We start from the raw sequence: 25,018 nt of genomic DNA, 5'->3' as shown, positions 1-25,018 counted from the left end.
ATCCGGTTTTCCCCGCCGCCCGGCCCGGCGCGTGGCGTTCGCAGTGCCACGCGCCCGTTCGACCGGCGGCCCGGCCGAGGCTCAGCCCAGCAGGCCCGCCTCGCGCGCCGCCTTCAGCGAAGGCTTCACCCGATAGGTCGGGCCGACCAGCTCGGCGACCGCGTCCAGGGTCTTGAGGCCCTCGCCGGTGTTGTAGACGACCGTCTCCAGCGTCGGGTCGAGCTTGCCCGAGGCGACCAGCTTGGCGGTGACGGCGGTGGTGACGCCACCCGCGGTCTCGGCGAACACGCCGGTGGTGCGGGCCAGCAGCCGGATCGCGTCGCGGATCTCGTCGTCGGAGGCGTAGTCCATCCAGCCGCCGGTGCGGCGCACGGCCTCCAGGGCGTATAGCCCCGCGGCCGGGTCGCCGATGTTGAGCGACTTGGCGATGCCCGTCGGCTTCACGGGAGTGATCACGTCGGTGTTCGCGTGCAGTGCGGTCGCGATCGGGTTGCAGCCTGCCGACTGGGCGCCGAACACCTTCCAGCCACCCTCCGGCGCCACCGCCAGACCGGCCTCGACCAGCTCCTGGAACGCCTTGTCCACCTTGGTCAGCAGCTCGCCGGAGGCCATCGGGATGACCACCTGGGCCGGGATGCGCCAGCCGAGCTGCTCGGCCACCTCGTAGCCCAGCGTCTTGGAACCCTCGGCGTAGAACGGACGCACGTTCACGTTGACGAACGCGGTGTCCTCGAAGTCGTCGGTCTCGACCAGCTCCGAGCACAGGCGGTTCACGTCGTCGTACGACCCCTCGATGGCGACCAGGTCACCGCCGTACACGGCAGTGGTAATGATCTTGCCCTGCTCCAGGTCGTATGGGATGAAGACGATCGAGGGCACGCCGGCGCGGGCCGCGTGCGCGGCGACGGAGTTGGCCAGGTTGCCGGTGGAGGCGCAGGCGTAGCGGGTGAAGCCGAGCGCCTTGGCGGCGGTCAGGGCCACCGACACCACGCGGTCCTTGAACGAGTGGGTCGGGTTGGCCGAATCGTCCTTCACCCACAGCGGCGCGCGCAGGCCGATCTCGGCGGCCAGGGCGTCGGCGCGGACCAGCGGGGTCAGGCCCGGGTCCAGGGTCACCCGGTCGGCCTCGTGCTGTCCGACCGGCAGCAGCCCGGCGTAGCGCCAGATGTTCTGCGGACCGGCCTGGATCTGGGCCCGGGTCACCTTGGCCAGCGCGTCGGCGTCGTACCAGACTTCCAGCGGGCCGAAACACTCGTAACAGGCGTGCTGGGCGGCGAGGGGGAAGCGGGCACCGCAACCACGACACTCGAGACCGCGAGCGGGAGAGTCGACGCCAAGGGGCGAGATGACGGAAGTCGTCACGAGGATGTCCTCTCATCTTCCCGACGTCGCCACCGTGGCGCGCCGGACGGAGTTGGCACCTGCCATCGATGGTGGTTGCCGGAGCGTCGTCGGGCCGTGTCCCTCAGCTCCTCTGGATGAGGTATTCAGTTGTGATTCGTAGTTAATCAGAACCGGATCAGGCCGGGCCAGCGTTCCCAGGGGATGAGACCTACGCCTCACCCCCTGGGAGTACAGATCACTTCGACTTGGCGGCCTTGTCCTTGACCACGTCCCGGATCGCCTTGGCGTCGGCGATCGCCGCCTTGAGCGCGGTCCGCGCGTCGTGCACCTTGCCCCGGGCCGCCTGCGTCTTCGCCTTGATCGCATCGGCGTCGGGGCCGGGCTGGACCGCCAGCAGCGCGTCGGCGACCCCGCTCACGGCCGCCTCAGCCTTGTCGAGCTGCGACTTCATGTCGGCCAGCTTCGCCTCGGCGTCGCCGACGTCCTTGCCGCCGGCCTTGGCCGCCTCGATCGCCTTGGCCAACTTGTCGTACGCGGTACGGAGCCGGGCCACCGCCGCGGTCTCCACGTCCGCCGCCACCGCCAGGTGCACCTGCTTCTGCACCAGCATGTACACGCGGTAGTCCTCGACCATGCTGCGCGAGTCGGCCTTGATCGCCTCGAGCGTGGTCTCGCCCGCGACCTTCGTCTTCAGCTCGGTCAGCCCGGCGATGTCCTTCTCGATGATCGCCTTGAGTGCGGCCTGGTGCCCGTCGGACAGCCGCGCCGCGCTGTTGATCGCCACCCCGTTGGCGCGCAGTACTGCCAAGCGGCCGTCGATCCGCGCGGTGACCAGCTTCTTGGCCGCGTCGACGGTGGTCGCCCGGTCCGACCGCACGACGCTGGTCGGTGCCGCCGCCTGCGCGGGCAGGGCCGCGGTCAGGCCGAAGGTGGCCGCGACCAGTCCGGCGGCCGCGAGACGGCCCACCAGGAACAGGCGGCCGGTACTGGTGCGCTTGTCAGTCCGCATCGCTGGGGCTCTCCTCTGCCTTCGTCAGTTGCCCGTCCAGCTCGGCGAGCATCTTGTCGATCTCGCTGAGATCGGTGTCGGTCGGTGCGGCGGCCGCCGCGGGATCGGCGGCGTTCTTCGCCGGGGCGGGGGTGGTGACAGTCGTGCCGCCCTTGTCGGCTGGGGCTCCGGCACCGTCCCGCCCACCGCCGCCGCGGCACCCGGTCAGCGCCACGCCGACCATCACGGCGAGCGCCGTCATTGCGAGCACACGTTTCATGAGGAGAACCCTGACAACCGCTCGTCAGGACCGGACCCCCCGCAATGTAAGCGTCACGTCAGGGCCGCCCCGCCCTGGCGCCTCGGCGACCGCGCCCGCGCCCCGCGCCCCGCGCCCCGCGCCCACCTAGCATCGACGCTGGCCTATCCAGAGGAGGAATTTCGGAGAATCGTCCTCCAGATAGGCCAGCGTCAATGTAAACCGGGTTGTGCGGAGTGCCCCGGCGGCCCCGAGCGGTCAGCTCACCACGTCCTTGCGGGAGAAGCGCCAGAAGGCCAGCCCCCAGAAGACCGCCGCGTACGAGATGGCCGAGATCGCGCCCTTGATCACGTCGTCGAACTGCATCGGGGTGGTCAGTAGCCCGAGGTACGCCTGGGAGAAGTGGGTGGGCAGGAAGTTGCGCAGCGTGCCCAGCGCGGTGATCTGGTCGAGGATGCTCGACACGATGTAGAGCAGCACCGCACCGCCGACCGCTCCCAGCGGCGCGTCCGTCAGCACCGACAGCAGGAACGCCAGCCCGGCCACGACCAGCAGCGTCAGCCCCAGGTACCCGGCGATGGACAGCAGCCGCAGCACGCCCTCCCCGGCGGGCACCTCGGCGGCGATACCCGACTGCAGCGGGTGCCAGCCGTAGCGCAGCGTGCCGAGCGCGAGGGCGGTGCCCACCAGCAGCGCGATCGCCAGGGCGGAGTAGCTGAGCGCGACGCCCAGCTTCACGCCGAGCAGGCGGGCGCGCGGCACCGGCACGGCGAGCAGATAGCGCAGGCTGCCCCAGCTCGCCTCGGACGCGACCGTGTCGCCGTGGAACAGCGCCACGACCACGACCAGCAGGAAGCTCGCGGACACGAACACGGTGAACAGGGCGAAGTTGAGCCCGCCCGACACGGCCACGTCCACCAGCTGCGAGAACTGGCCCCGGCCGTTACGCCCGTCGTCGTCGCCGCTGCCCAGCTCGAACGCGATCAGCAGGATCACCGGCAGTAGCACCATGAACCCGAGCGCGAGCTGCGTACGCCGTCGGCGCCACTGCCGCTGGAACTCGGTGGCGTAGGTCAGCGTCCGGCTCGGCCGGTAGTCGACGGCGGCGCCGTCGGTGCGGGTCGTCTCAGCGGTCGTGCTCATCGGTCTCCACTCCCTGCCGTCGACTCGCCCACCAGCGCCAGGAACGCGTCCTCCAGGCGCCGCCGCGGCGTCACCCGGTCGACGCCGACTCCGGCCTTGACCAGCGCCGTCACCGCGTCGGTGCGGCTCACGTCGCCGAGGTCGACGACCAGCGTCCGCTCCCCGTCCACCGCGTACCCGGCGACGCCGTCGAGGCGGTCCAGGGTGCGGCTGGCCAGGTCGATGTCGGTGACGTCGAGCAGCGTGGTCGGGCTGTCCCCGACGATCTCCTCGACCCGCCCGGACGCGACGACCTTGCCCTTGTTCACCACGACGGCGTGGGTGCAGGTCTGCTCGACCTCGGCCAGCAGGTGGCTGGAGACGAGCACCGCCCGGCCGTCCTGGGCGTAGCGCTGCAGCACCCGGCGCATCTCGGCGATCTGCGGCGGGTCGAGCCCGTCCGTGGGTTCGTCGAGCACCAGCAGCTCCGGCAGGCCGAGCATGGCCTGGGCGACGGCGAGGCGCTGCTTCATACCGTGGCTGTAGTTCTTGACCTTGCGGTTGATCGCGTCGCCGAGCCCGGCGATCTCCAGCGCGTCGGTGAAGCGGGCCTGTTCCCACGGGCGGCCGGTGGCCCGCCAGTACGCGTGCAGGTTCTGCTCGCCGGTGAGGTGGGGCAGGAAGCCCGGCCCTTCGACCAGCGCGCCGATGCGGGACAGGACCGGGGCGCCCGGCGCCAGCCGGTGCCCGAAGATCAGCACGTCGCCCTTGGTGGCCTGGGTGAGGCCCATCAGCACCCGCAGGCTGGTGGTCTTGCCCGCGCCGTTGGGCCCGAGCAGGCCGACGACCTGACCGCGTTCGACCGTGAAGTCGATGTGGTCGACGGCCACGAAGTCGCCGTACGTCTTGCGCAGGCCGCGCACCCGCAGTGGGGTGTCGGCGTGTTCGGCCACGACCGAGCGGTCCAGCCGCCGGGTGCGGCGACGAGCCACCATGATCGCGATGGCCAGCCCCAGCGCGAGCAGCGCCACCAGCCCGATCAGCAGGTACAGCCACAGCGCGTCGGCGGTGGCGATCGGCGTCGCCCGCACGGTCGGCAAGGTGAGGTCGGCGCTGCTGCCCGTCCCGATGCCCACCGTGTACACCGTCGGCGCGACCGGGCCCAGGTACGACTGGTCGGCGGTGGCGACGGTGAGGCGCAGCCGGTGGCCCGCCTCGATCTCGCGCACGATCGCGGGCAACGTCACGCGCACCGGCTGGGCCTGATCGATCGTGGTCGGCAGACCGGTGAGGCGGACCGGGGCGACCAGGCCGTTGCTCAGGGTGGCCGAGCCACCGGGGTCGACGTCGTACAGCTTGACGAACAGCACCGCCTCGCCGGTCGGCGACGCGGCCCGGATGCTGACCGTCGGGGAGCCGACGATGGTCGTGTTCTCGTCCAGCGGCGCCGACTCCCAGCGCGCGTGCTGGCCGGGCAGGTCGGTGACGGCGCCACTCACGAAGCTCGCCAGCGCACCGGCGCTGGGCAGCGACGAGAGCGCGGCCGGGGTGCCGTTGGGCGGGTTGGCGATGCCGCGCGGCGGGCCGGACAGCCGCACCCGCACCGAACCGGCGCCGTCCACGCCCGGGTAGTCGGTGACCTGGTAGCCGGTGGCCATGGTGCCTCGGTCGACGGCGTCCAGGCCGGTGATGCGCGAGTAGGTGAACGTGTCGGCGGGGGCCGTGCCGTTGCCCTTGAGGTAGTGGTCGAACCACTGCGCGGTCAGGTACTTGAGTCGGTCCTGGTCGGACTGCGGGCCCTCGCCGCCGTCGTGGCCGCCGGTGAACCAGGCCACCCGCACCGGCGTGCCCTTCGCGGCGATGCCGCGCGCGTTGGCGTCGGCCTCACCCAGCGGGAACAGCGAGTCGGCCGCGCCCTGGATCAGCAGCGTCGGGGCCTTGATCCGGTCGAGCACCCCGGCCGGGCTGCGGCTGGCCAGCAGCTCCCGGGCGGGCGCGTCCAGTCGCCCGGTGGTGGCGATGCGCAGGTACGTCTGGCACACGTCCTCGGCCCAGCGGCCGCACTGCGGGTTGCCGGTCACGCCGGTGCCGCCCGAAACGGCCGCTCCGTCGGTGCCCTGGGCGCCCCCGAGGCTGATCCCGCCGCGGCCGCCACCGGCGCCCGAGCCGAAGAAGACGCCCGCCCAGGCCTGCTTGAACACGCCGTCGTAGCGGATCGCCTCGTCCACGGCGGCGTCGCCGGTGGCCGGGACGGCCGACTGGGCGAACAGCGACCGGCTCAGGTCGTTCCAGGTGATCATGGGGACGATCGCGTCGACGCGGTGGTCGTACGCGGCGAGCAGCAGCGACAGGGCGCCGCCGTACGAGCCGCCGAGCACGCCCACACGCGGGTCGCCGGAGCCGTCGAGCACGATGTCGGGGCGCTTGGCCAGGTGGTCGAGCAGTCGGCTGGCGTCGCGGACCTCGTAGTCGGGGGCGTCGAGGTGGATCTGCCCGGAGCTGGCGCCGAAGCCGCGCGCGGTCCAGGTGAGCACGGCGTAGCCGAGCCCGGCCAGGTCCTGGGCGTCGGCCGTGACGCTCTCCTTGGTGGCGCCGAACCCGTGCGCGAGCAGCAGCGCGGGCACCTTGTGCCGGGCCGAGGCGTCCTTGGGCAGGTAGAGGCGGGTGTCGAGGGTGACCGACTCGGTGCCCTCCGGCCCGGACCGGACCGAGACCCGCTCGTCCACCGTCCGGTACGCCACCGGGGTGGGCAGCACCGCCCAGACCACCGCCGCCGCCAGCAGCAGCACGGCGACGCCGAGCCCGATCCATCGTCGCCGACTCCACCGGTCGGCACCTGTCCGAGCCCACCACCGGGCCGCGAGCGCGCGCATGACCGCCACAGTACGACCACGCATCCCCGGACCCATCGGGGAGAACCCGGACGGTAGCTGAGAGTTCTTTCAGCGACCTTCCGGGTTTCTTACACGTGCCCCGGCGAGCGGCCGGTCAGCGCAGCGAGCGGGTGCGGGCGCGGGAGCCGCGCAGGCGGCGCAGGCGGCCGACCAGCACCGGGTCGTGCTCCAGCGCCGCCGGGTTGTCCAGCAGCGCGTTGAGGACCTGGTAGTAGCGGGTCGCGGAGAGTTCGAACCGGTCCCGGATCGCCTGCTCCTTGGCGCCCGCGTGGCGCCACCACTGCTTCTCGAAGTCGAGGATCAGCCGTTCCCGCTCGGTCAGCCCCGTCTCGACCTCGACGGCCTCGACGACCGCGGTCGGCCGGTCGGAGTCGACCTCGTCGTCGAGTTCGGTCGGGGGCGCGACGTCGTGCGGGCCGGGTTCGCGGCGGGGGGTCGGGACGAGCGGGAGCTCCTCCAGGGCCGCGCCGTCGGTACGCAGGCGCTGCCTGATCTGCTCCATTTTGTCCCCTCCCGCGAGCCGCGCCCAACGAGTCTAGGTGCCCCGCCTAGATCAGCGAAAGACCTGTTCGTGGCGTTGTCGCACACAAAGACGCCGGGCGGCACCGGGACTCCAGACAGGTGCTGGATACCCGGGCCGCCCGGCTTCACGCGTACCGAGAAAGTGAGCAATATCGCTCGGTCAGGCGACGTCGCGCCGCCGGATCTGCCAGAAGGCGAGCACGGCCAGCACGAAGGTCAGGCCCAGCACGATCGAGCCGGTGCCTTGCCAGGTCAACGTCCTGGTCTCCGGCAGGCACGCACCCGGCCCGTTGCAGACGTTCGACCAGTTCTCGACCACGAATTCCTTGTTCATCCAGGCCAGCAGGTGCATCGGCAGCAGGTACATCTGCATGAACGGCACGTTGAGCAGCCCCAGCACGATGGTGAGACCCACCTGGCCCACGATGATCACGGCCAGGGCCACACCCAGCGCCACGCCGGTGTGCCGCCCGATCGAGGCCAGCAGGAAGCCGAAGATGCCGACCGCCAGCACCAGGCCGAGGCCGCGCAGGCCGGTCAGCCCGAGCGATTGCCAGGTGCCCGAGGTCATCCCATCGGTACTGCCGCGCAGCTGGGCGATCAGCCAGAAGGCACCCGTCCACAGCGCCAGGGTGACCACGCCGATGGCGGTCAGCCAGGCCGAGAGCACGGCCAGCTTGGTGCCGAGCACCTGCATCCGGCGCGGTCGCCAGGTGAGCAGGCTCATCATCGAGCCGCTGCTCCACTCCGCCCCGACGTACGAGGCCCCGATCACGAACGCGATCACCGCGATGATGGCCGCCCACACCGTGAGCAGTTCCTCGAACTGCTTCTTGAACACGAACGTGGCCGGCAGGTCGGCCGGGAACCATCCGCGCTCCGGTGCCGTCTCGTTGGCGCACATGTCCGCCTCGGGCGTGCCCGCGGTGACCGTGTCGCAGTGCTGGTGCCGGGTCTGCCACTCCGCGAGCGCGGACTGGTAGTTCTGCTCGGCGCGCGCCTCGGCGGCGGCGACGACCTCTGGCGACACCTTCTCGTTGCTGAAGAAGAAGGCGGTGGCGATGATCGCCAGCAGCGCGACCGCGATGACCAGCAGCCATTTGATCAGGCGGCGCTTGAGGAAGCGGCGCCGCTCCGCGCGGACGAGACTCATGCCGCGACCCCGTTCTGCTCGGGCTTCACACTGTTGTCGACCTGCCGGGCCTGGCCGGGCACCGGGGCGGTGCCGGTCAGCTCCAGGAACACGTCCTCGAGGTCGGCCGAGAGCGGCGCCAGCTCGCTGACGTAGAGCTGGCGCTCGGCCAGCAGCCGCGACACCAACGCGGGCTTGTCCACGTTCGACAGCAGCAGGTGGTCGGGGTTGGTCTGCACGCTCATACCCGCGCCGCTCAGCACCGCCGCGGCGGAGGCCAGATCCGAGACGGCCTCCAGACGCACCCGCACCTGGTTGGTCGAGTGGGCCTGCAGCACCTCGGCCACCGGCCCGTAGGCGACTCGACGGCCCAGCGAGATGATGGTGACGCTGTCGCAGATCAGCTGGATCTCGCCCAGGATGTGGCTGGACAGCATGACGGTCATGCCGCCCGCCGACAGCGCGGCCATCATGTCGCGCATCTCCCGGATGCCGCCCGGGTCCAGGCCGTTGGCGGGCTCGTCGAGGATCAGCAGCTTGGGCTGCTTGAGCAGGGCGGAGGCGACGGCCAGGCGCTGCTTCATACCCAGGGAGTAGGTCTTGACCCGCTCCTTGGCGCGGTCGCGCAGGCCGACCAGCTCCAGCGCCCAGTCGACCCGGGCCTGCGGCAGGTTGCCCGCGTCGGCCAGCAGCGACAGGGTGTCGTTCGCGCTGAAGTGCGGGAAGAACTGGGGGCTCTCCACGATCGCGCCGACCTGACCGATGACCTGGGGCAGCGCCTGCGGGACCTGGTGGCCGAGCAGGCGCATGTCGCCGCTGTCGGGCCGGATCAGGCCGAGCAGGGTGCGCAGCGTGGTCGTCTTGCCGGAGCCGTTCGGGCCGAGGAAGCCGTGCACCTGGCCGGCTTCCACGTACATCTCGAAGCCGTCCAGCGCCCGTCTTGGGCCACCCCGGGCTCGGTACGTCTTGCGCAAGCCTTGGATCTCCAAGACAGCGGTCACGGGGACCTCCTAGATGTCATCAGTGACCACCGCACCCTACGGGGTATGCAGTCGCCTCGCCGCACCCCAACACCAAATCTTCACGCGACGACGACCTGGAGTCCGGCCTGCCGGAACGTGTCCACCACGACCGGGTCCGCGTTCGAGTCCGTGATCAGGGTCTCGATGCGCTCCACCGGGCAGATCCGGGCGAAGGCGTGACTGCCCAACTTGGACGAGTCGGCGATGATCGCCACGCGCTTGGCCCGTGCGACCATCAGCGAGTTCATCGCGGCCTCGCCCTCGTGGTGGGCGGCCGCACCCAGCGTCACGTCGATCGCGTCGACGCCGAGGAGCACCAGGTCGAGGGTCACCTCGCGCAGAATGCCGCCACCGAGCGGCCCGACCAGCTCGAACGACTGGGGCCGGACCACGCCGCCGGTCACCACGATCTTCATCCGGGAGCGGACCAGCAGCTCGTTGGCGATGTTGAGCGCGTTGGTGACCACGGTCAGCTGCGCGCCATCGGAGATCGAGTTGAGCTCGGGGCGTACTGCCAGGGCGCGGGCGACCTCGGTGGTGGTGGTGCCGCCGTTGAGGCCCACCACCATGCCCGGGTTGACCAGCGCCGCCGCGGCCGCGCCGATGCGCTGCTTCTCGGCGGAGTGCTTGGCCGTCTTGTAACGCAGCGGCAGGTCGTACGAGACGCCGCTGGCCACCGCGCCGCCCCGGGTACGCGTGATCATCTGCTGCTGGGCGAGCTGGTCGAAGTCACGGCGGATGGTGGCCTGCGAGACGTCGAGCCGCTCAGCGGCGTCCTCGACGCTGATCCGTCCGGAGTCGGTGAGCAGTTCCAGCAGCGCGTTCCAGCGGGCGTACCGGTCCACCGATCCTCCGTATGCGCGTTTGTGAGCAGATGCGTGCACACTAGTGCGCGAAACCGGCCCATGCAACGCGGTGTGCTGCGCGTATGTGATGCTCAGGTTGCCATCCGGGGACCCGTCGCGCAGAATAGCGCGCGAAAACCCTGACTTTCGAACTGATCTGCGCAGCAGAGCGCGTTGGGAGTGCCGATGTCGTACGTCGCCGAGGAGATAGTCAGCCAACCCGACCTGTGGCTCCGCGCGGCAGACGCGGCAGGCGACGCGGCGGCGGCCCTGCCCCGACCCGGCGAGCGCGTCGCGGTGGTGGGCTGCGGCACGTCCTGGTTCATGGCCATGGCGTACGCCAACCTGCGCGAAGCCGCCGGGCAGGGCGAGACCGACGCCTTCGCCGGTTCCGAGTTCCCGATCGGGCGGCCATACGACCGCATCATCGCGATCACCCGCTCCGGCACCACCACCGAGGTCCTCGACATCCTCAAGACCGCCGGTGCCCGCAGCACCGTGCTGGTCGGCGACGTGGACACCCCGGCCGTCACCCTGGCCCGCGACGTGATCGCGCTGCCGTGGGCCGACGAGCGCTCCGTCGTGCAGACCCGCTTCGCCACCAGCGCGCTCGCGCTGCTGCGCGCCTCGCTCGGCGAGGACCTGACCGCGGCCGCCGCCGACGCGCGACGCGCCCTGGCGCTGCCGCTGCCGCTGGACCCGGCCGCGATCGAGCAGGTCACCTTCGTCGGCCGGGGCTGGACCAACGGTCTGGCGCAGGAGGCGGCGCTCAAGTGCCGCGAGGCGGCCACGTTCTGGACCGAGGCGTACCCGGCGATGGACTTCCGGCACGGTCCCATCTCGATCAGCACCACCGGGCGTGCCGTGTGGGCGTTCGGCGAGGTCCCGGCGGGGCTGCGCGACGACGTGGCGGCGACCGGGGCTGCGTTCGTACACGCGCCGGAGCTGGACCCGATGGCGCACCTGGTCGTCGCGCAGCGGTTCGCCGTCGCTCTGGCCGAGCACAAGGGCCTGAACCCCGACGCGCCCCGGCACCTGACCCGTTCGGTGATCCTGCCGTGACCGCGCCGGGCCGCACGAGGAAGAAGGTCGCCACCGGCGGCACCGACGTCGTCGTCTCGATCGACGTCGGCGGCACCGGCATCAAGTGCGCCCTGGTCGACACCGAGCACCGGGTGCGCCACACCGAACGGCACGCCACCGGCGCCGAGCGCGGCCCGCAGGCCGTACTGCGGACCATCCTCGACATCGCCGCCGGGCTCGCGGCCACCGCCCGCGCGCAGGGCTGGCGCCCGATCGCGGCGGGCGTCGTCGTGCCCGGCATCGTCGACGAGCAGGCGGGCGTGGCCCGCTGGTCGGCCAACGTGGGCTTTCGCGACGTGCCGCTGCGCGACGCGCTGGTCGAGCACACCGGCCTGCCCACGGCCGTGGGCCACGACGTGCGCGCCGGGGGTATGGCCGAAGCCCGGCTCGGTGCCGGACGCGGCCGCCGCCACGTGCTCGTGCTGCCCATCGGCACCGGCATCGCCGCCGCCCACGTCATCGACGGCGCGGTCCTGTCCGGCGCGCACGGCGCCGCCGGGGAGATCGGCCACATCGTGGTCCGCCCGCAGGGCCCGGTCTGCGGCTGCGGCCTACGCGGCTGCCTGGAGATCGTCGCCTCGGCCCGCGCCGTGCAGCACCGCTACACCGAGCTGACCGGCACCGCCGCCACCGCCGCCGAGGTCGCCGCGCGCCTGGGCACCGACCCGCACGCCGACCAGGTGTGGGCCGAGACCGTCGACGCCCTCGCCGACGGCCTGCTCACCGGCCAGGCCCTGTACGACCCCGAGCTGGTCATCATCGGCGGCGGCCTGGCCGAGTCGGGCGAGACCCTGCTCGCCCCGCTGCGCGCGGCGCTGGCCGCGAAGGTCACCTTCCACCGGCTGCCCGAGATCGTGCGCGCGCAGCTCGGCGACGAGGCGGGCAGCCTCGGCGCCGCCCTGATGGCCCTGGACCTGGTCGGCAGCGGCAAGCACAGCGTGGATCCCGACGCCGTCGACGAGCGAATCGAGGAGAAGGCGTGAACCTGTCCGGACGGATCGTCACCCCCGACGGCGTCGTCGCAGGCACCCTGGCCGTCGCGGGCGACCGGATCGCCGCGATCGAGCCGGGACCGGCCGAGGACCGCTGGGTGCTGCCCGGCTTCGTGGACATCCACAACCACGGCGGCGGCGGGCACACCTTCACCACCGGTGACGCCGAGCAGGCCCGCGCCGCGGCCGCGTTCCACCTCGGCCACGGCACCACCACGCTGCTGGCCAGCCTGGTGTCCTCACCGGTCGTACTGATGCGGGCCGCACTGGCGGCGTACGCGCCGCTGGTGGCCGAGGGCGTGCTGGCCGGGGTCCACTTCGAGGGGCCGTGGCTGTCGCACGCGCGGTGCGGGGCGCAGAACCCCGAGTTCCTGCGCGACCCGGCGCCCGAGGAGCTGGACGAGCTGCTCAAGCTGGGTCAGGGCGTGCTGCGCATGGTCACCATCGCGCCCGAGCGCGACGGAGCACTCGACGCGATCGAGAAGATGACCGCGCACGGGGTCGTCGCGGCGGTCGGGCACACCGACGCGTCGTACGAGCAGGTCATGGCCGCGGTCGCGGCGGGCGCGACGGTCGCCACGCACCTGTTCAACGGCATGCGGCCACTGCACCACCGCGAACCCGGCCCGATCGCGGCCCTGCTCGACTCCCCGACCGTGGTCTGCGAGGTGATCGCCGACGGCGTACACCTGCACGACGGGGCACTGCGCCTGGTCGCGCACACCACCGGCGCGGACCGCGCCGCCCTGATCACCGACGCGATGTCGGCCACCGGCATGGCCGACGGCGAGTACGACCTCGGCGGCCAGACCGTCGTGGTCGCCGACCGCGTCGCCCGGCTGGCCCGCGATGGCAGCATCGCGGGCAGCACCCTGACCATGGACGCCGCGGTACGCCGCGCCGTCGGCGCCGGGCTGCCGCTGGTCGAAGCCGCCCGGATGGCGGCCACCACCCCGGCCCGCGCCGTCGGCCTCGACGCCGAGGTCGGCGCGCTGCGCCCCGGCCTGCGCGCCGACGCGGTGCTGCTCGACGGCGACCTGACCGTCACCCGGGTGCTGCGCGCGGGGGCGTGGGTCTGATGGCACTCGTACCCACCGGAAAGCTGGTCGCCGACGCCGCCGCGCGCGGCACCGGCGTGGCCGCGTTCAACGTGATCACCCTGGAGCACGCCGAGGCGATCACCGCCGGAGCCACCGCCGCCGGACGCCCGGTGATCCTGCAGATCAGCGAGAACGCGGTGAAGTTCCACGGCGGACGGCTCGGCCCGATCGCCGCGGCCGCCCGCGCTGTGGCCGAGGAGGCCGAGGTGGACGTGGCGCTGCACCTCGACCACGTCGAGTCGGTCGAGCTGCTGCGCCAGGCGCCCCGGCACGGCTTCTCGTCGGTGATGTTCGACGCCTCGACGCTGCCGTACGCCGACAACGTGGCCGCCACGCGCGCGGCCGCCGAGTTCGCGCACGAGCACGGGCTGTGGCTGGAGAGCGAACTGGGCACAGTCGGCGGCAAGGACGGGGCGTCGCCACTGGGCGCGCACGCGCCCGGCGCCCGGACCGATCCGGCCGAGGCGGTCGACTACGTCGGGGCGACCGGCGTGGACGCGCTCGCCGTCGCGGTCGGCTCTTCCCACGCGATGACCAGCCGCGACGCGGCCCTCGACCACGATCTGATCGCCGCCCTGCGGGCCGCCGTCGCGGTGCCGCTGGTGCTGCACGGCTCGTCCGGCGTCGGCGACGACGAGCTGCGCCGCGCCGTGTCCGGCGGCCTCGTGAAGGTCAACATCGGTACGGCGCTCAACATCGCCGCCACCGGCGCCATCCGCGAGGTCCTGTCCGCCGATCCGAAACTGGTCGACCCCCGCAGGTACCTCGCTCCCGCCCGCACCGCCATGGCCGCCACGGTCCGCCACTTCCTCACCCTCCTGTAACGCGCCCCACCCACACGCACCCACCCACGCGCAGCCGCACACGCGCACCCCGCACCGCGCGGCGGGCGGCGGGCGGCGGGCGGCGGGCGGGGTGCGGGGTGCGGGGTGCGCCTCCGGCGGTTAGGAAGGGGCCCTTCCACTCGCATTACGTTGTGGAAGGGCCCATTCCAAACGGGGTGCGGACGCGGAGCGAGGAGGGGCCGGTGCGGTTGGACGTCGTGCGGGACGAGCGGCTGGCCGACCACGGCGTCGCGCTGTGGCTGTGCCGGGACGATCTCACCGACCCCGAACTGCCCGGCAACAAGCTGCGGAAGCTGAAGTACAACCTGGTGGCGGCCCGGGAGCACGGGCATCGGACGCTGCTCACGTTCGGCGGGGCGTACTCCAACCACCTGCGCGCGGTCGCGGCGGCTGGGCGGCGGCATGGGTTCGCCACTGTCGGGGTGGTCCGCGGCGAGCCGTACCAGCCGCTCAACCCGAGCCTGGCCTACGCCACCGCGCAGGGCATGCGCCTGACCTACCTCGACCGCGACACGTACCGCCGCAAGCACACCGAACCGGTCCTGACAGCGCTGCGCGAACAGTTCGGCGACTGCTACGTACTGCCCGAGGGCGGCAGCAACGCGCTGGCGGTGCGCGGCTGCGCCGAACTGCCCGCCGAACTCGACTTCGAGTACGACCTGCTCTGCTGCCCCGTCGGCACCGGCGGCACCCTGGCCGGACTCGCCGGTGGCCTGCCGCCCGGCGCCACCGCCCTCGGCTTCGCCGTCCTCAAGGGCGCGGCCTTCCTCGCCGACGAGGTGACCCGCCTACAGACCGACACCTGGGGCGCCCCGACCACGAACTGGCGTCTCGACCTGGACCACCACTTCGGCGGCTACGCCAAGACCCCGCCCGACCTGCTCGCCTTCTGCGAGGACTTCACGCAGCGACACGGCTACCGCCCCGACCCGATCTACACCGGCAAGATGCTCGCGGGCCTCTACGCCCGCATCGCCTCCGGCACCATCCCCGCCGGTACCCGGATCGCCGCGGTCACCACCGCCTGACCCACCAGCCGATCAACCCCACCGCACCCCCACCCACACGCTGCCCGCGCCCCCTCCCACACCCGCACCAGCACCCGCACCCGCACCCGCACCCGCACCCGCACCCGCATGATCGGCTGCAGTTTCGGGGAAAGTGCTGGTAAGCGGCCCAAGATTCCAGCACTTTCCCCGAAAGTGCAGCCTCAATCCCTGGAACTTCGGCGGGCGGCGGACGTGGGGGGTGGGGCGTCAGCGGCGGCTGGCGGCGTACGCGATGGTGCCGATGACGAGCATGCCGACGCCCGCCAGGACGGTCGGCTCGGGCAGGGTCGTGGCGAGCACGATGCAGCCGATCAGACCCAGGGCCGCCACCGCCCGCAGTGACTTCGGCCCGCCCAGCGTCCACGCGGCCGCGTTGGTGATCGCGTAGTAGGTCAGCACCGCCACGCTGGAGAAGCCGATCGCACCGCGGACGTCGGCCAGCGACACCACGGCCACCACGATCGCGGCCACGGTCAGCTCGGCCAGCCAGGGCGTCTCGAACTTCGGGTGCACGGCAGCCAGGCGTCGCGGCAGGTCCGCGCGGCGGCCCATGGCCAGCACCGTGCGCCCGATCCCGGCGAGCAGGCTCAGCAGCACGCCGCACACGGCGATCGCGGCCCCGGCGCGTACGGCCGGGACCAGGGCGGGGGCGGAGCGGGCGACCACCTCGGCCAGCGGGGCGGTCGACTTGGCCAGGTCCGGCAGGCCCAGCACGGTCAGGCAGGTCAGCGCCACGGCCGCGTAGATCACCAGCACCACCGCGAGCGCGATCCGCACCGCGCGCGGGATGGTGCGGGCCGGGTCGCGCACCTCCTCGCCCAGCGTGGCGATCCGGGCGTACCCGGCGAAGGCGAAGAACAGCAGGCCCGCGGCGGCCAGCGGGTCGGCGGGGCCGGTGGACCCGGCTGCGGCCGTACCCCCGTGGGTCAGGCCTGCGACCACGGCCGCGACCAGCACCGCCAGGGTGATCGCGACCAGGACGCGGGTGGCCAGCGCGGTCTTGGCGACGCCGCGCACGTTGACCGCGGTCAGCAGCACCACCGCCGCCGCGGCCACCGGCCGGGCGTGCGCGGGCCACAGGTAGAAGCCGATGGTCAGCGCCATCGCGGCGCAGCTGGCGGTCTTGCCGACGACGAACGCCCACCCGGCCAGGAACCCGGTGTACGCGCCCAACTGCTCGCGCCCGTAGACGTACGTGCCGCCGGACTCGGGATACCGCGCGGCCAGCCGGGCCGACCCGGTCGCGTTGCACGCCGCCACCAGCGCGGCGAGCGCGAGCGCGCCGAGCAGCGCGGGCGCCGTCCCGGCGGCGGCCGCCGCGGGTCCCCACACCACGAACACGCCCGCCCCGAGCATCGAGCCGAGCCCGATGACGACGGCGTCCAGCGGCCCGAGCCGACGCGACAACGCAACGATCACCCGCGCAGGCTAACCGCCCCGAGTGAACAGAAGGAAGGGCACCTTCTTATCGCAATACGTATAGGAAGGGCACCCTCTTAACCTTTGGCTGCTCAGCGGGCGGCTGCGGCGACGCGCGCCCGGCGGAGGTCCGGCAGGACGGCGTCCCAGTCGACGCGGTGGATCAGGCGGTCGAGCAGCAGGCCCAGCGCCAGTGCCGCGATGCCGTCGGTGATCCAGTGGTACGACAGATACGTCGTCGTCAGCAGCACGATCACCGGCGGCGCCACCCGCAGCCAGCGCACCAGCGTCGGCGGCAGCGTCCACATCCGCGAGGCGAGGATGACGATGATCCCCCACCACACGATCGCGTTGACCACGTGCCCGGACGGGTACGAGGCCGAGTAGCCCACCGCCAGCGGGTTGAACATCTCCACCGCGTTGGGCAGGTCACTGCTCGGCGCGTCCCGATGCGTCCAGACCTTCAACGGCCCGAGCGTCACGTACGTCAGCACGAACCCCGCCGCCCCCGGCAGCAGCGCCCGCCACGACCGGCTGCGCACCAGCAGCAACACGGTCAACCCCCCGGTGATGATCCACATCACCAGCCAGCCCTGGCCGAGATAGTTCAACGCCCAGGCCGCCTGGTGCGCGAAGCCCGGCTGATGAGCCCGCACCCAGTCGCGTACGCCCAGGTCGAGCCCCGCCGTGCTCCCGCGTGCCACCAGCACGGTGACCACCACGAACACCGCGAGTAATACGGCATCCCACCACCAGCTCGCGAACCGGTCCAGCCTGCGCGTCCACCTCACCACCCGCCCACTATGCAGCACCCAGGCGGCCGTCACGGAATCCGTCACCACATCTCCACCCCGCCCACACCACGCGCAAGCCGCGTGCTCGCCGGCGGCGTCTGGACTGAGGAGCGTGCCCGAGCCGCAGGCTCGGCAGCGACGAGGGAAGACGCCGCCTGAAAGGCGAGCACGCCGCGCCCGCGGAGGCGGGCGCCATGTCAGAGCTTCGAGGAGATCTGCTGGTAGATGAGTTCGATGCGTACGCCCGAGTTGGGGCAGCCGCCGAAGTGGTGCAGGGCGATCACCTTGTTCGTCTGGCGGGAGATCACCGGGGAGCCGGAGGAGCCGCCCTCGGTGTCGCAGTAGTAGGAGACGTCGGTGTCGTCGTCGTACCCGTCGTAGGAGTTGTCCTGGATCGCGCAGTTGCCCGCCTTGTCGCGGTCGCTGGTCAGCGCGACCATCGCGGGCGCGCCAGCCGGGTGCTGCGGGATGTAGAGCTCCTCGCCCTCGGCCGGGCGGCGCAGGTCCAGGTCCAGGTAGCCGAACTTCTGCACCTGGTCGAAGTCGGTCACCGAGAACAGGCTGTAGTCGAGCACCTTGTCGGTGGCGACGAGCTGGTCCAGCCACACCTTCGTCGGCCGGAACACGGCGTAGCCACCGCACTCGGCGCACTGGTAGTTGAACCACACCTCGACGTCGGTGGCCTCCTTCTCGTCGGCCACGCAGTGGTTGTTGGTGAGCAGCCGGTTGGTCGGGCCGACCCGCCACGCGGTGCACAGCTCCACACCGTCGATCAGCATCCGGGCCACCGCCTTGGAGCGCCGGTAGACCACCGGATCGGTGCTGCGGTAGCAGACCGCGTCGGCCTTCTCGTCGTTGCCGCAGACGGTCTCCTCGCGCCCGGTGGTCGCCTGCTTCTTCTTCGCCAGCCGGTACGACTCCGACGCCGCGTCCCGCTCGGCCTCGGTGTACCCGTGGGTGACCCGGTCGACGACCACGCCGAGCCGGTCCACGGCCGAGCCCAGCCCGAGCAGGTCCAGCGCCCCGGTGTGCAGCTCGACCAGGGCGGTGTCACCGGTGACCGACATCGCCCAGCGTCCGGCCGTGCCCAGCACCGAGCCGACCGGGTCGCCGTCGATGCGGTGCACCTCGGTGCGGGCCGGGTCGCTGACGGTCAGGTAGTCGCCGGGCAGCAGCACCAGCTGCGAGAAGTGGACTTTGACGAATTCGGCGCCGGGGTAGCGCAGCGTGGCGCTCTTCTTGCCGTCGAGATACCCGAGCACGGTGTCGGCCTTCTCGACCTTGCCCGCCTCGGCCCGCCCGGTGCGGTAAACCTTCGCCGCGGCCGAGTTGGGCTGCGCCGACTGCTGCGGCACCACCGCCGCGACGGGCTCGGCCGGGTGCTGCACGCCGCTGACCAGCGCATGCTCGGCACCTGCGGCCACCGAGGGCTCGCCGTGCCCGTGCAGCACCGACGCCCCCGCGGCCGTCGCCACCGCCAGTACGGCAGAGATTCCCATCACCATCGCGACCGTACGCCGCATCCGACCCGCCTCCCGAGCGTCCGAACCGATCTCTCCGGATGCACAACGACGCAGGCCACGGGCCGGACCCTCGGCCGAAAAGGGGATGCGACACATGGGCCCGCCGACGCTCGGCGCACATCCGTACGCTTACCCCCGTGCGGATAACCTCTGCCCTCGTCGACCCTGCCCTTCTCGACCTGCCCTGGTCCACTCCACTGGAGGAGTGGCCGGCCGACCACCTGGTCGCGCTGCCCCAGGGCATCTCCCGTCACGTCGTCCGCTTCGTGAAGCTCCAGGGCACGGTCTACGCCGTCAAGGAGACCCGCGAAAAGATCGCCGAGCGGGAGTACGACCTGCTCCGCGCGCTCGAACGCATCAGCGCCCCGGCCGTCGAGGCGGTCGCCATCGTCGCCGACCGGGTCGCCCTGGACGGCGAGGTGCTGGAGCCGGTGCTGGTCACCCGCCACCTGCAGTTCTCGCTGCCGTACCGGGCGCTGTTCTCGCACACGCTGCGCCCCGAGACGATGAACCGCCTGCTGGACGCGCTGGCCGCGCTGCTGGTGCGGATGCACCTGCTCGGCTTCTTCTGGGGCGACTGCTCGCTGTCGAACACCCTGTTCCGGCGGGACGCGGGCGCGTTCGCGGCGTACCTAGTCGACGCCGAGACCGGCCAGCTGCACCTGCGGCTGTCACCGGGGCAGCGCGGCGAGGACCTGGAGATCGCCCGCACCAACATCTTCGGCGAGGCGCTGGACCTGCAGGCCGCGGGCCTGCTGCACGAGGGCATCGACCCGGAGCACGTCTCCGACGAGGTCGTCCGCCGGTACGAGACGCTGTGGCACGAGCTCACCTTCGAGCAGGCCGTCGAGGCCGACACCCGCCGCCAGATGGACAAGCGCATCCGCCGCCTCAACGAGCTCGGCTTCGACGTCGAAGAGGTGTCGATGTCGGTCGTCGAGGAGGGCGGCCACCGCACCGTCATGCTGCGGCCGAAGGTCGTCGACGCGGGCCACCACACCCGCCGCCTGCTGCGCCTGACCGGTCTGGACGCCGAGGAGAACCAGGCGCGCGCGCTGCTCAACGACCTCGACGCGTACCGCGCCGAGTCGGACATGCCCGATGAGGCGCAGGCGGCACACCGCTGGCTGACCGAGGTGTTCGAGCCGGTGATCCGCGCCGTGCCGCCGCACCTGCGCGGCAAGCTGGAGCCGCCGGAGCTGTTCGTGCAGATCATCGAGCACCGCTGGGCGCTGAGCGAGCAGGCGGGCCGCGATCTGGGCCTGGCCCCCGCGGTCCAGTCGTTCCTGGCGAACGTGCTGATCCACCGCCCGGACGAGCAGGCCGTGCTCGGCTACGAGGTCGACGACGACATGCTGATGTCCTCCGACGACGACGAGGACGAGGCCCCCGAGGACGAGTCCCTGGTCGACTGACCCGCCTCGCCTTCACCCCGTTTTGCATTGACGCTGGCCTATCTACAAGACGGATTTCCAAGATTCGTCCTCTGGATAGGCCAACGTCGATGACAAAGCCCCGGGGCGAGCGCTGGGCGGAGGGCGTTTGGGCAGGTAGCATGGCCCGCCGACCCGGACAGCGGCGACTCCCCCGTCAATGCGAACCCCCACCGGGCCGCTCCTACCCGAAGGGTCGCGACGATGCGATCACGGCTGCGCCGTACCCCCGGCCGCGCCGGCGCCGGTGTGCGCGGCGTGCTGCGCTCCCTGGTCGTGCTCGGCTTCGGCGTGGCGGCAGCACTGACCCTGGCCGCGCCGGGCGAGGCGCGTGAGCGCCACGACCTCGCCGCCACCCGTACCGTCCAGGCGCTGCCCAGCGGCGACCTCAGCACCGTGCCGCGCGACTTCGCCAAGGTCATGGGGTATCAGCCGGTCACCGCGCGGCTGGCCGACGGCGAGCCGCGCGTGATCAACCCGCGTGGCTCGTGCTCGGTGCCCGGCGAGGGGCGCCCGTTCGACTTCGCGGTGCCGTGCATGGCCCACGACTTCGGCTATGACCTGCTGCGGTACGCCCGTCGCCAGGGTGCCCCGCTCGCCCCCGACGCCCGCGACCGCATCGACCTGCTGCTCGACCACGACCTGCGGGTGCAGTGCACCGCCGACAGCACCCCGACCAGCTGCGCGGCCACGGTCGACCTGTTCGCGGCCGGGGTCGGCTTCAACTCGTGGCGGCAGCTGTCCGGGCCGCCGGTCGACACGGCCGGGCTGACCCGCACCGCGGGGCTCGTGCTGTTCGCGGCGGTCGGTGGCGGTGGCGGGCTCAGACTGTGGCGGCGCCCGCGGCGACGACCTGGGTCATCAGACCGCTGAGCCCGTCCCGGCTGGCCACGACCGTGAGTCGGTCACGCGCGTGCAGCACCCGGTTGTCGGCGGGCTGCCACAGCGGGCGGGGTTCGCCGAACTCGGCCAGCGCGATGACGCGTACCGCACCGGGGGTGTCCGCGTCGCCGAGGCGCGCGCCGTCCAGCGGCGATCCGGCACCGACGACGACCTCGGCGACCAGCAGCACCCGGCGCTCGACCGAGATGGTGCCGATGACCTCGCGTTCCATCATCGCCTCGGCGAATGCCGGGGCGGCCAGGTAGGAGACGCTTCGGGTGAAGCGGATGCTGAAGGTCTTGCGCACCCGGGCGGCCAGGTCGCCGTCGAACAGCCGGACCAGCACCCGTAGCTGCGGCTGCAGATTCCGGCCGTGCAGCGCCGCCTCGAGATTGATCACGTCGTTGCTGGCCAGGGTCATCAGCGCGCGGCACTGCTGCACGTTGGCCGAGCGCAGCGTGCTCTCCCGGCTGGCGTCGCCGATGATCAGCGGGATGCCCAGCTCGCGGGCCAGCGCCACGCCCCGGGCCTGCTCGTTGACGTCGATGGCGAGCACGGGCACGCCCCGGTCGTACAGCATCCGCATCGCCCGGGTGCCGACGTTGCCCAGCCCGACCAGCACGATGTGCCCCTCGGTGGGCAGCCGCAGCCGCCCCTGGGCCACCGCCAGCCGCGCGTTGACCGTGCCCTCGACCACCATCGCGGTGACCAGCGGCACCAGCGCCAGCCCGGCCAGCGCGATGACCAGTTGCAGCACCTGCTGCCGTCCGGGCAGCTCCGGGCTCAGTTCCGGGCCGCCGAACGCGTTGACGGCGGTCAGGTAGATCCCGTCCCAGACGCTGCGCACGTGCGCGCCGCGGGCGAAGAAGAATCCGGCCACCGCGAGCACCACCAGGGTCGTGCTGACGGCGAGCCGGAACTGCCGCGAGACCAGCGACTTGACCGTGTCGACGACGGCACGCAGCCGCCAGCGCCGGGCGCGGCGGGTCACCCGCCGGGCGACCGCGTTGACGGTGTCGGCGACCGAGGTCGTCTCCCGGTTCTCGGCCAGGACCAGGTCGGCGCGGGCCGGGTCGGCGGGCAGCAGGTCGACGGCGGCGCCGGGTGAGGTGGTGTCGACCAGACCGCAGACCACGTCGGCGGGTACCACGGCGTGGCGGCGGGCGACGACGAGGGTACGGCCCGCGACCGGCACCGGCGCCGCGTTCACCTCGTCAAGCGCGATCGCCACCAGCGCCGGAGCGGCGATCTCGGCGTCGGAGAGAACCTTGGCGTTGCCGAGCAGCGCCTCGATGCCCCGGCCGAGGTTCGAGTTGTACATCCGGACGACCAGCCGCAGGTCGGGCACGATGTCGCGGGCCCGCAACGCGATGTGGATGTTGCCTACGTCGTCCTGGACGGTAAGCGCCAGACCCAGTGCGTGCTCCAGGTCGGCCTCGCGCAGCGCGCGTTCGTCCACCCGGTCGACCAGTAGCACCCGTACGCGGGGCAGCTCGCCGAAGTCCCGCGCGCCGCTGAGCTGCTCGGGTGTCATCAGCAGCACGACGTCGGCGCCGTACCGCTGGGTGAGCTGCTCGGCGAGGCGGTAGGCCAGGCCGTCGGAACCATTGACGACGAAGTGGTTCCCGCCACCGCGGCGCGGCTCGGGGATGACCGAGGAGGGGCTCAGCACGCCCGGATGGTATCGATCACGCACCACGGAGACCACCCGCGAGGGATCGCCGTACATGTCTTTCCCGCGACGATATGCCCCTTTTGGTCGTTGCTTCATCAGACGAATGCACCTTTACGCACCCCGCAGTTCGGGTGCACCGGTCAGCAATCGAATGGATGGACATGAACAAGTGGTTCTACAGGGCCGTCGGCGCCGTCGGCGTGGCCAGCGGCGTCATGCTTCTCGGCAGTGGCGTCGCACACGCTGAAACGGCCACCGAGGCCAAGCCGACCGCCGATCTTCAGGCCATGCGCGGGTTGGTGGCCGACCTCCTCTCCCCCACCGGGGGCCTCAACAACCTCGGCCTGTCCCTGGACACACCCCAGGCCCGGGTCGACGCCGGACTGCTGCCCGACGGACCCGTGTCGATCACGCGCGGCAGCGGCAGCCTCGGCATCACCGCGCACGCCCCCGGTGTCCAGGACATCACGCTCGCCGGCAAGCTGCCCCGGCTCTCCGACATGGTGCCCAGCTCCAACCTGCTCTCGAGCGCGACCGGCCTGCTCGGCCAGACCGGTCTGCTCGCCGGCGCCCCGGCCGCGCGCACCGAGGGCCTCCCGCTCGGACCGCTCGGCGGCCTGCTCGGCGGCGGGGGCACCAGTCCGGTCAGCGGCCTCGCCGGCGGGCTGACCGGCGGCCTGCTCGGCGGCGCGAGCCCCATCGGCGGCCTCACCGACGGTCCGCTGGGCGGTCTGACCGGCGGTCTGCTGGGCGGCGGCGCCGACAGCGGCGGCCCGCTGGACGGCCTCACCGGCGGTCTGCTCGGCGGCGGCGCCGACAGCGGCGGCCCGCTCGGTGGCCTCACCGGCGGCCTGACCGGCGGCCTCGGCGGTCTGACCAGCGGTCTGAACACCGCCAAGCCCGACCGCGCGCCGTTCCCGTCGTCCAACGTCCCCGCGGCCAACGACATCAGCCAGGACCGGTTCGCCGACTGGCTCGACGGGGCGCCCACCGACGGGCTGACCCGCCAGGCCGACATGCTGCTGGACGGCGGCATGCTCGACGCCAGCGACCAGCAGGGCCTGACGCTCGACCCGGTGCTGTCGCAGCAGGTCGCCAACGCGACCTCGCAGATCGTGCCCGACCTGATCGCCGACGCGATGGGGCGCAAGAGCACCGACGACCTGCTGGGCGGGGCACCGAACCTGGTCGCACCCGGCGTCGACCCGGACCTGCTCGCGGGCGGCCCGACCGAGGGCATCCCGTTCGTCGGCGGCATCCCGATCGTGGGTGACCTGCTCGGCGACGGCGGCCCGCTCGACGGCATCCTGGTCATGGGCGACATCGCCAAGCAGCTGCCGGTCGTCCGCGACGTCGTCAACGGCAAGTTCAGCCTGGACACCATCAACCAGGTGCCGTTCGTCGGCGGCCTGCTGCGCAACGGCGTGGTCCAGGGCGGCAAGCCGGGCACCTCGCTGCCGATCGTGGGCTCGCTGCCGATCGTCGGCGACGCGCTCGGCAAGGTCACCAGCAGCCTGAACGGCTTCGGCGCGGGCCGTGGCGCGAACATGCTCGCCCCGCAGCCGCAGCTCGCCCAGCCCCAGCCGGGCCTGGCGCCGGCCACCCAGCCACAGCTGCTGCCCGTGCAGCAGGCGGCACCGCTGGCGGCCGCGCCCGTGCACCAGCACGAAGGCCGCCACCGCGCCACCGAGCGGCCCGTCGCGGGCGAGGACGCCGAGTACGCCGAGTCGGCGCGTACCGCCGAGGAGCTGCCGCTGGTCGGCCAGCTGCCGCTGAGCGGCCTGCCGCTGCTGGGCTCGCTCACCGGCGGCGCCGGCTCGACCGGCGCGGCACTGCCGATCAGTGGCCTGCTCAGCCAGCTGCCGCTGGTCAACGACCTGCCGCTGCTGGGCAACATGGCCACCTCGATGGAGGTGCTGCGCGGGCTGCCCGTCGTCGGCACCGCCGCGGGCCTGCTCCCGCTGGGCTGATCCGGCCCGACCTCGGCGCGCCCGCGCACGGACTCCGTGCGCGGGCGCGCTGCGTCGTACCGGGCGCGCTGCGTCGTACCGGGCGCGCTGCGTCGTACCGGGCGCGCTGCGTCGTACCGGGCGCG

At 72.4% G+C, this 25,018-nt stretch carries 21 protein-coding genes and 1 riboswitch; of the genes, 8 read left to right on the top strand and 13 right to left on the bottom strand.

The annotated features are described in order from the left end of the window. Positions 1-81 precede the first annotated feature (81 nt). The 9 genes from thrC to KUA19_RS35100 all read right to left on the bottom strand — a co-directional run bounded on the left by thrC (position 82) and on the right by KUA19_RS35100 (position 10,128). Complete coding sequence (thrC, locus tag KUA19_RS35140; protein ID WP_217403163.1) at positions 82-1,362, bottom strand: threonine synthase; 1,281 nt, start codon at positions 1,360-1,362, stop codon at positions 82-84. Between the two features lie 9 nt (positions 1,363-1,371). Beyond that, positions 1,372-1,485, bottom strand: a riboswitch (SAM riboswitch). Positions 1,486-1,579: 94 nt separating this feature from the next. Next, positions 1,580-2,353: a hypothetical protein gene (locus KUA19_RS35135; protein WP_217403161.1), complete on the bottom strand. Its 774-nt coding sequence runs from the start codon at positions 2,351-2,353 to the stop codon at positions 1,580-1,582. Then, positions 2,343-2,612, bottom strand: a complete 270-nt coding sequence (locus KUA19_RS35130) for a hypothetical protein (RefSeq protein WP_217403159.1) — start codon at positions 2,610-2,612, stop codon at positions 2,343-2,345. Before KUA19_RS35130 ends, KUA19_RS35135 begins: the two co-directional genes overlap by 11 nt. A 237-nt stretch (positions 2,613-2,849) precedes the next feature. Further along, positions 2,850-3,734 (bottom strand): ABC transporter permease, encoded by an 885-nt coding sequence (locus tag KUA19_RS35125; protein ID WP_217403158.1) that lies wholly within the window; start codon positions 3,732-3,734, stop codon positions 2,850-2,852. Then, complete coding sequence (locus KUA19_RS35120) at positions 3,731-6,586, bottom strand: alpha/beta fold hydrolase (RefSeq protein WP_217403157.1); 2,856 nt, start codon at positions 6,584-6,586, stop codon at positions 3,731-3,733. The genes KUA19_RS35125 and KUA19_RS35120 overlap by 4 nt, the downstream gene beginning before the upstream one ends. 115 nt (positions 6,587-6,701) lie before the next feature. Further along, complete coding sequence (locus KUA19_RS43420; protein WP_254550591.1) at positions 6,702-7,109, bottom strand: DUF3263 domain-containing protein; 408 nt, start codon at positions 7,107-7,109, stop codon at positions 6,702-6,704. Between the two features lie 180 nt (positions 7,110-7,289). Then, a complete protein-coding gene (locus KUA19_RS35110; RefSeq protein WP_217403156.1) occupies positions 7,290-8,282 on the bottom strand; it encodes an ABC transporter permease subunit in 993 nt (330 codons plus the stop codon). Next, the gene (locus tag KUA19_RS35105) at positions 8,279-9,262 is read right to left on the bottom strand and encodes an ABC transporter ATP-binding protein (protein ID WP_217403155.1); all 984 of its coding nucleotides are present in this window, start codon (positions 9,260-9,262) and stop codon (positions 8,279-8,281) included. The genes KUA19_RS35110 and KUA19_RS35105 overlap by 4 nt, the downstream gene beginning before the upstream one ends. Positions 9,263-9,342: 80 nt before the next feature. Beyond that, on the bottom strand, positions 9,343-10,128 hold the full coding sequence (locus KUA19_RS35100) for a DeoR/GlpR family DNA-binding transcription regulator (RefSeq protein ID WP_217403153.1): 786 nt from the start codon (positions 10,126-10,128) through the stop codon (positions 9,343-9,345). A 186-nt stretch (positions 10,129-10,314) separates the two neighbouring features. Between KUA19_RS35100 and KUA19_RS35095 the strand changes: the two genes are divergently transcribed. The 5 genes from KUA19_RS35095 (at position 10,315) to KUA19_RS35075 (ending at position 15,176) form a co-directional block, all read left to right on the top strand. Beyond that, complete coding sequence (locus KUA19_RS35095; protein ID WP_217403152.1) at positions 10,315-11,190, top strand: SIS domain-containing protein; 876 nt, start codon at positions 10,315-10,317, stop codon at positions 11,188-11,190. After that, a complete protein-coding gene (locus KUA19_RS35090; protein WP_217403151.1) occupies positions 11,187-12,194 on the top strand; it encodes an ROK family protein in 1,008 nt (335 codons plus the stop codon). Before KUA19_RS35095 ends, KUA19_RS35090 begins: the two co-directional genes overlap by 4 nt. 47 nt (positions 12,195-12,241) lie before the next feature. Next, entirely contained in the window at positions 12,242-13,282 is a 1,041-nt protein-coding gene (gene nagA / locus KUA19_RS35085) for an N-acetylglucosamine-6-phosphate deacetylase (RefSeq protein WP_372451968.1), read from the top strand. Beyond that, entirely contained in the window at positions 13,282-14,127 is an 846-nt protein-coding gene (locus KUA19_RS35080) for a class II fructose-bisphosphate aldolase (RefSeq protein ID WP_217403149.1), read from the top strand. Before nagA ends, KUA19_RS35080 begins: the two co-directional genes overlap by 1 nt. 203 nt (positions 14,128-14,330) lie before the next feature. Continuing rightward, on the top strand, positions 14,331-15,176 hold the full coding sequence (locus KUA19_RS35075; RefSeq protein WP_217403148.1) for a 1-aminocyclopropane-1-carboxylate deaminase/D-cysteine desulfhydrase: 846 nt from the start codon (positions 14,331-14,333) through the stop codon (positions 15,174-15,176). 228 nt (positions 15,177-15,404) lie between these two features. Here KUA19_RS35075 and KUA19_RS35070 read toward each other — a convergent pair whose 3' ends face one another. The 3 genes from KUA19_RS35070 to KUA19_RS35060 form a co-directional block, all read right to left on the bottom strand. Continuing rightward, complete coding sequence (locus tag KUA19_RS35070) at positions 15,405-16,613, bottom strand: APC family permease (RefSeq protein WP_217403246.1); 1,209 nt, start codon at positions 16,611-16,613, stop codon at positions 15,405-15,407. Positions 16,614-16,708: 95 nt separating this feature from the next. Continuing rightward, complete coding sequence (locus KUA19_RS35065; RefSeq protein WP_308167825.1) at positions 16,709-17,410, bottom strand: phosphatase PAP2 family protein; 702 nt, start codon at positions 17,408-17,410, stop codon at positions 16,709-16,711. A gap of 197 nt (positions 17,411-17,607) precedes the next feature. Beyond that, the gene (locus KUA19_RS35060) at positions 17,608-18,909 is read right to left on the bottom strand and encodes a trypsin-like serine peptidase (protein WP_254550602.1); all 1,302 of its coding nucleotides are present in this window, start codon (positions 18,907-18,909) and stop codon (positions 17,608-17,610) included. A 161-nt stretch (positions 18,910-19,070) separates the two neighbouring features. Between KUA19_RS35060 and KUA19_RS35055 the strand changes: the two genes are divergently transcribed. Continuing rightward, positions 19,071-20,348: a DUF4032 domain-containing protein gene (locus KUA19_RS35055; protein ID WP_372451961.1), complete on the top strand. Its 1,278-nt coding sequence runs from the start codon at positions 19,071-19,073 to the stop codon at positions 20,346-20,348. A 222-nt stretch (positions 20,349-20,570) separates the two neighbouring features. After that, positions 20,571-21,239 (top strand): phospholipase A2, encoded by a 669-nt coding sequence (locus tag KUA19_RS35050; RefSeq protein WP_217403143.1) that lies wholly within the window; start codon positions 20,571-20,573, stop codon positions 21,237-21,239. Here the strand turns inward: KUA19_RS35050 and KUA19_RS35045 are convergent. Further along, positions 21,190-22,920: an NAD-binding protein gene (locus KUA19_RS35045; protein ID WP_217403142.1), complete on the bottom strand. Its 1,731-nt coding sequence runs from the start codon at positions 22,918-22,920 to the stop codon at positions 21,190-21,192. The genes KUA19_RS35050 and KUA19_RS35045 overlap by 50 nt on opposite strands. A gap of 164 nt (positions 22,921-23,084) precedes the next feature. Between KUA19_RS35045 and KUA19_RS35040 the strand changes: the two genes are divergently transcribed. Next, complete coding sequence (locus KUA19_RS35040) at positions 23,085-24,893, top strand: hypothetical protein (protein WP_217403141.1); 1,809 nt, start codon at positions 23,085-23,087, stop codon at positions 24,891-24,893. Positions 24,894-25,018: the final 125 nt, after the last annotated feature.

This window comes from Catellatospora tritici, from assembly GCF_019083965.1.
Taxonomy (GTDB): Bacteria; Actinomycetota; Actinomycetes; order Mycobacteriales; family Micromonosporaceae; genus Catellatospora; species Catellatospora tritici.
Note: the sequence above shows the minus strand (reverse complement) of the source record. Positions and strands in the feature narration are given on the sequence as shown.

What these genes read in the sequence shown, in the direction of transcription:
- KUA19_RS35135 (WP_217403161.1), bottom strand. Translation starts at nt 2,353, where the DNA reads ATGCGGACTGACAAGCGCACCAGTACCGGCCGCCTGTTCCTGGTGGGC.
- KUA19_RS35130 (WP_217403159.1), bottom strand. Translation starts at nt 2,612, where the DNA reads ATGAAACGTGTGCTCGCAATGACGGCGCTCGCCGTGATGGTCGGCGTG.
- KUA19_RS35125 (WP_217403158.1), bottom strand. Translation starts at nt 3,734, where the DNA reads ATGAGCACGACCGCTGAGACGACCCGCACCGACGGCGCCGCCGTCGAC.
- KUA19_RS35120 (WP_217403157.1), bottom strand. Translation starts at nt 6,586, where the DNA reads ATGCGCGCGCTCGCGGCCCGGTGGTGGGCTCGGACAGGTGCCGACCGG.
- KUA19_RS43420 (WP_254550591.1), bottom strand. Translation starts at nt 7,109, where the DNA reads ATGGAGCAGATCAGGCAGCGCCTGCGTACCGACGGCGCGGCCCTGGAG.
- KUA19_RS35110 (WP_217403156.1), bottom strand. Translation starts at nt 8,282, where the DNA reads ATGAGTCTCGTCCGCGCGGAGCGGCGCCGCTTCCTCAAGCGCCGCCTG.
- KUA19_RS35095 (WP_217403152.1), top strand. Translation starts at nt 10,315, where the DNA reads ATGTCGTACGTCGCCGAGGAGATAGTCAGCCAACCCGACCTGTGGCTC.
- KUA19_RS35080 (WP_217403149.1), top strand. Translation starts at nt 13,282, where the DNA reads ATGGCACTCGTACCCACCGGAAAGCTGGTCGCCGACGCCGCCGCGCGC.
- KUA19_RS35060 (WP_254550602.1), bottom strand. Translation starts at nt 18,909, where the DNA reads ATGGGAATCTCTGCCGTACTGGCGGTGGCGACGGCCGCGGGGGCGTCG.
- KUA19_RS35050 (WP_217403143.1), top strand. Translation starts at nt 20,571, where the DNA reads ATGCGATCACGGCTGCGCCGTACCCCCGGCCGCGCCGGCGCCGGTGTG.
- KUA19_RS35040 (WP_217403141.1), top strand. Translation starts at nt 23,085, where the DNA reads ATGAACAAGTGGTTCTACAGGGCCGTCGGCGCCGTCGGCGTGGCCAGC.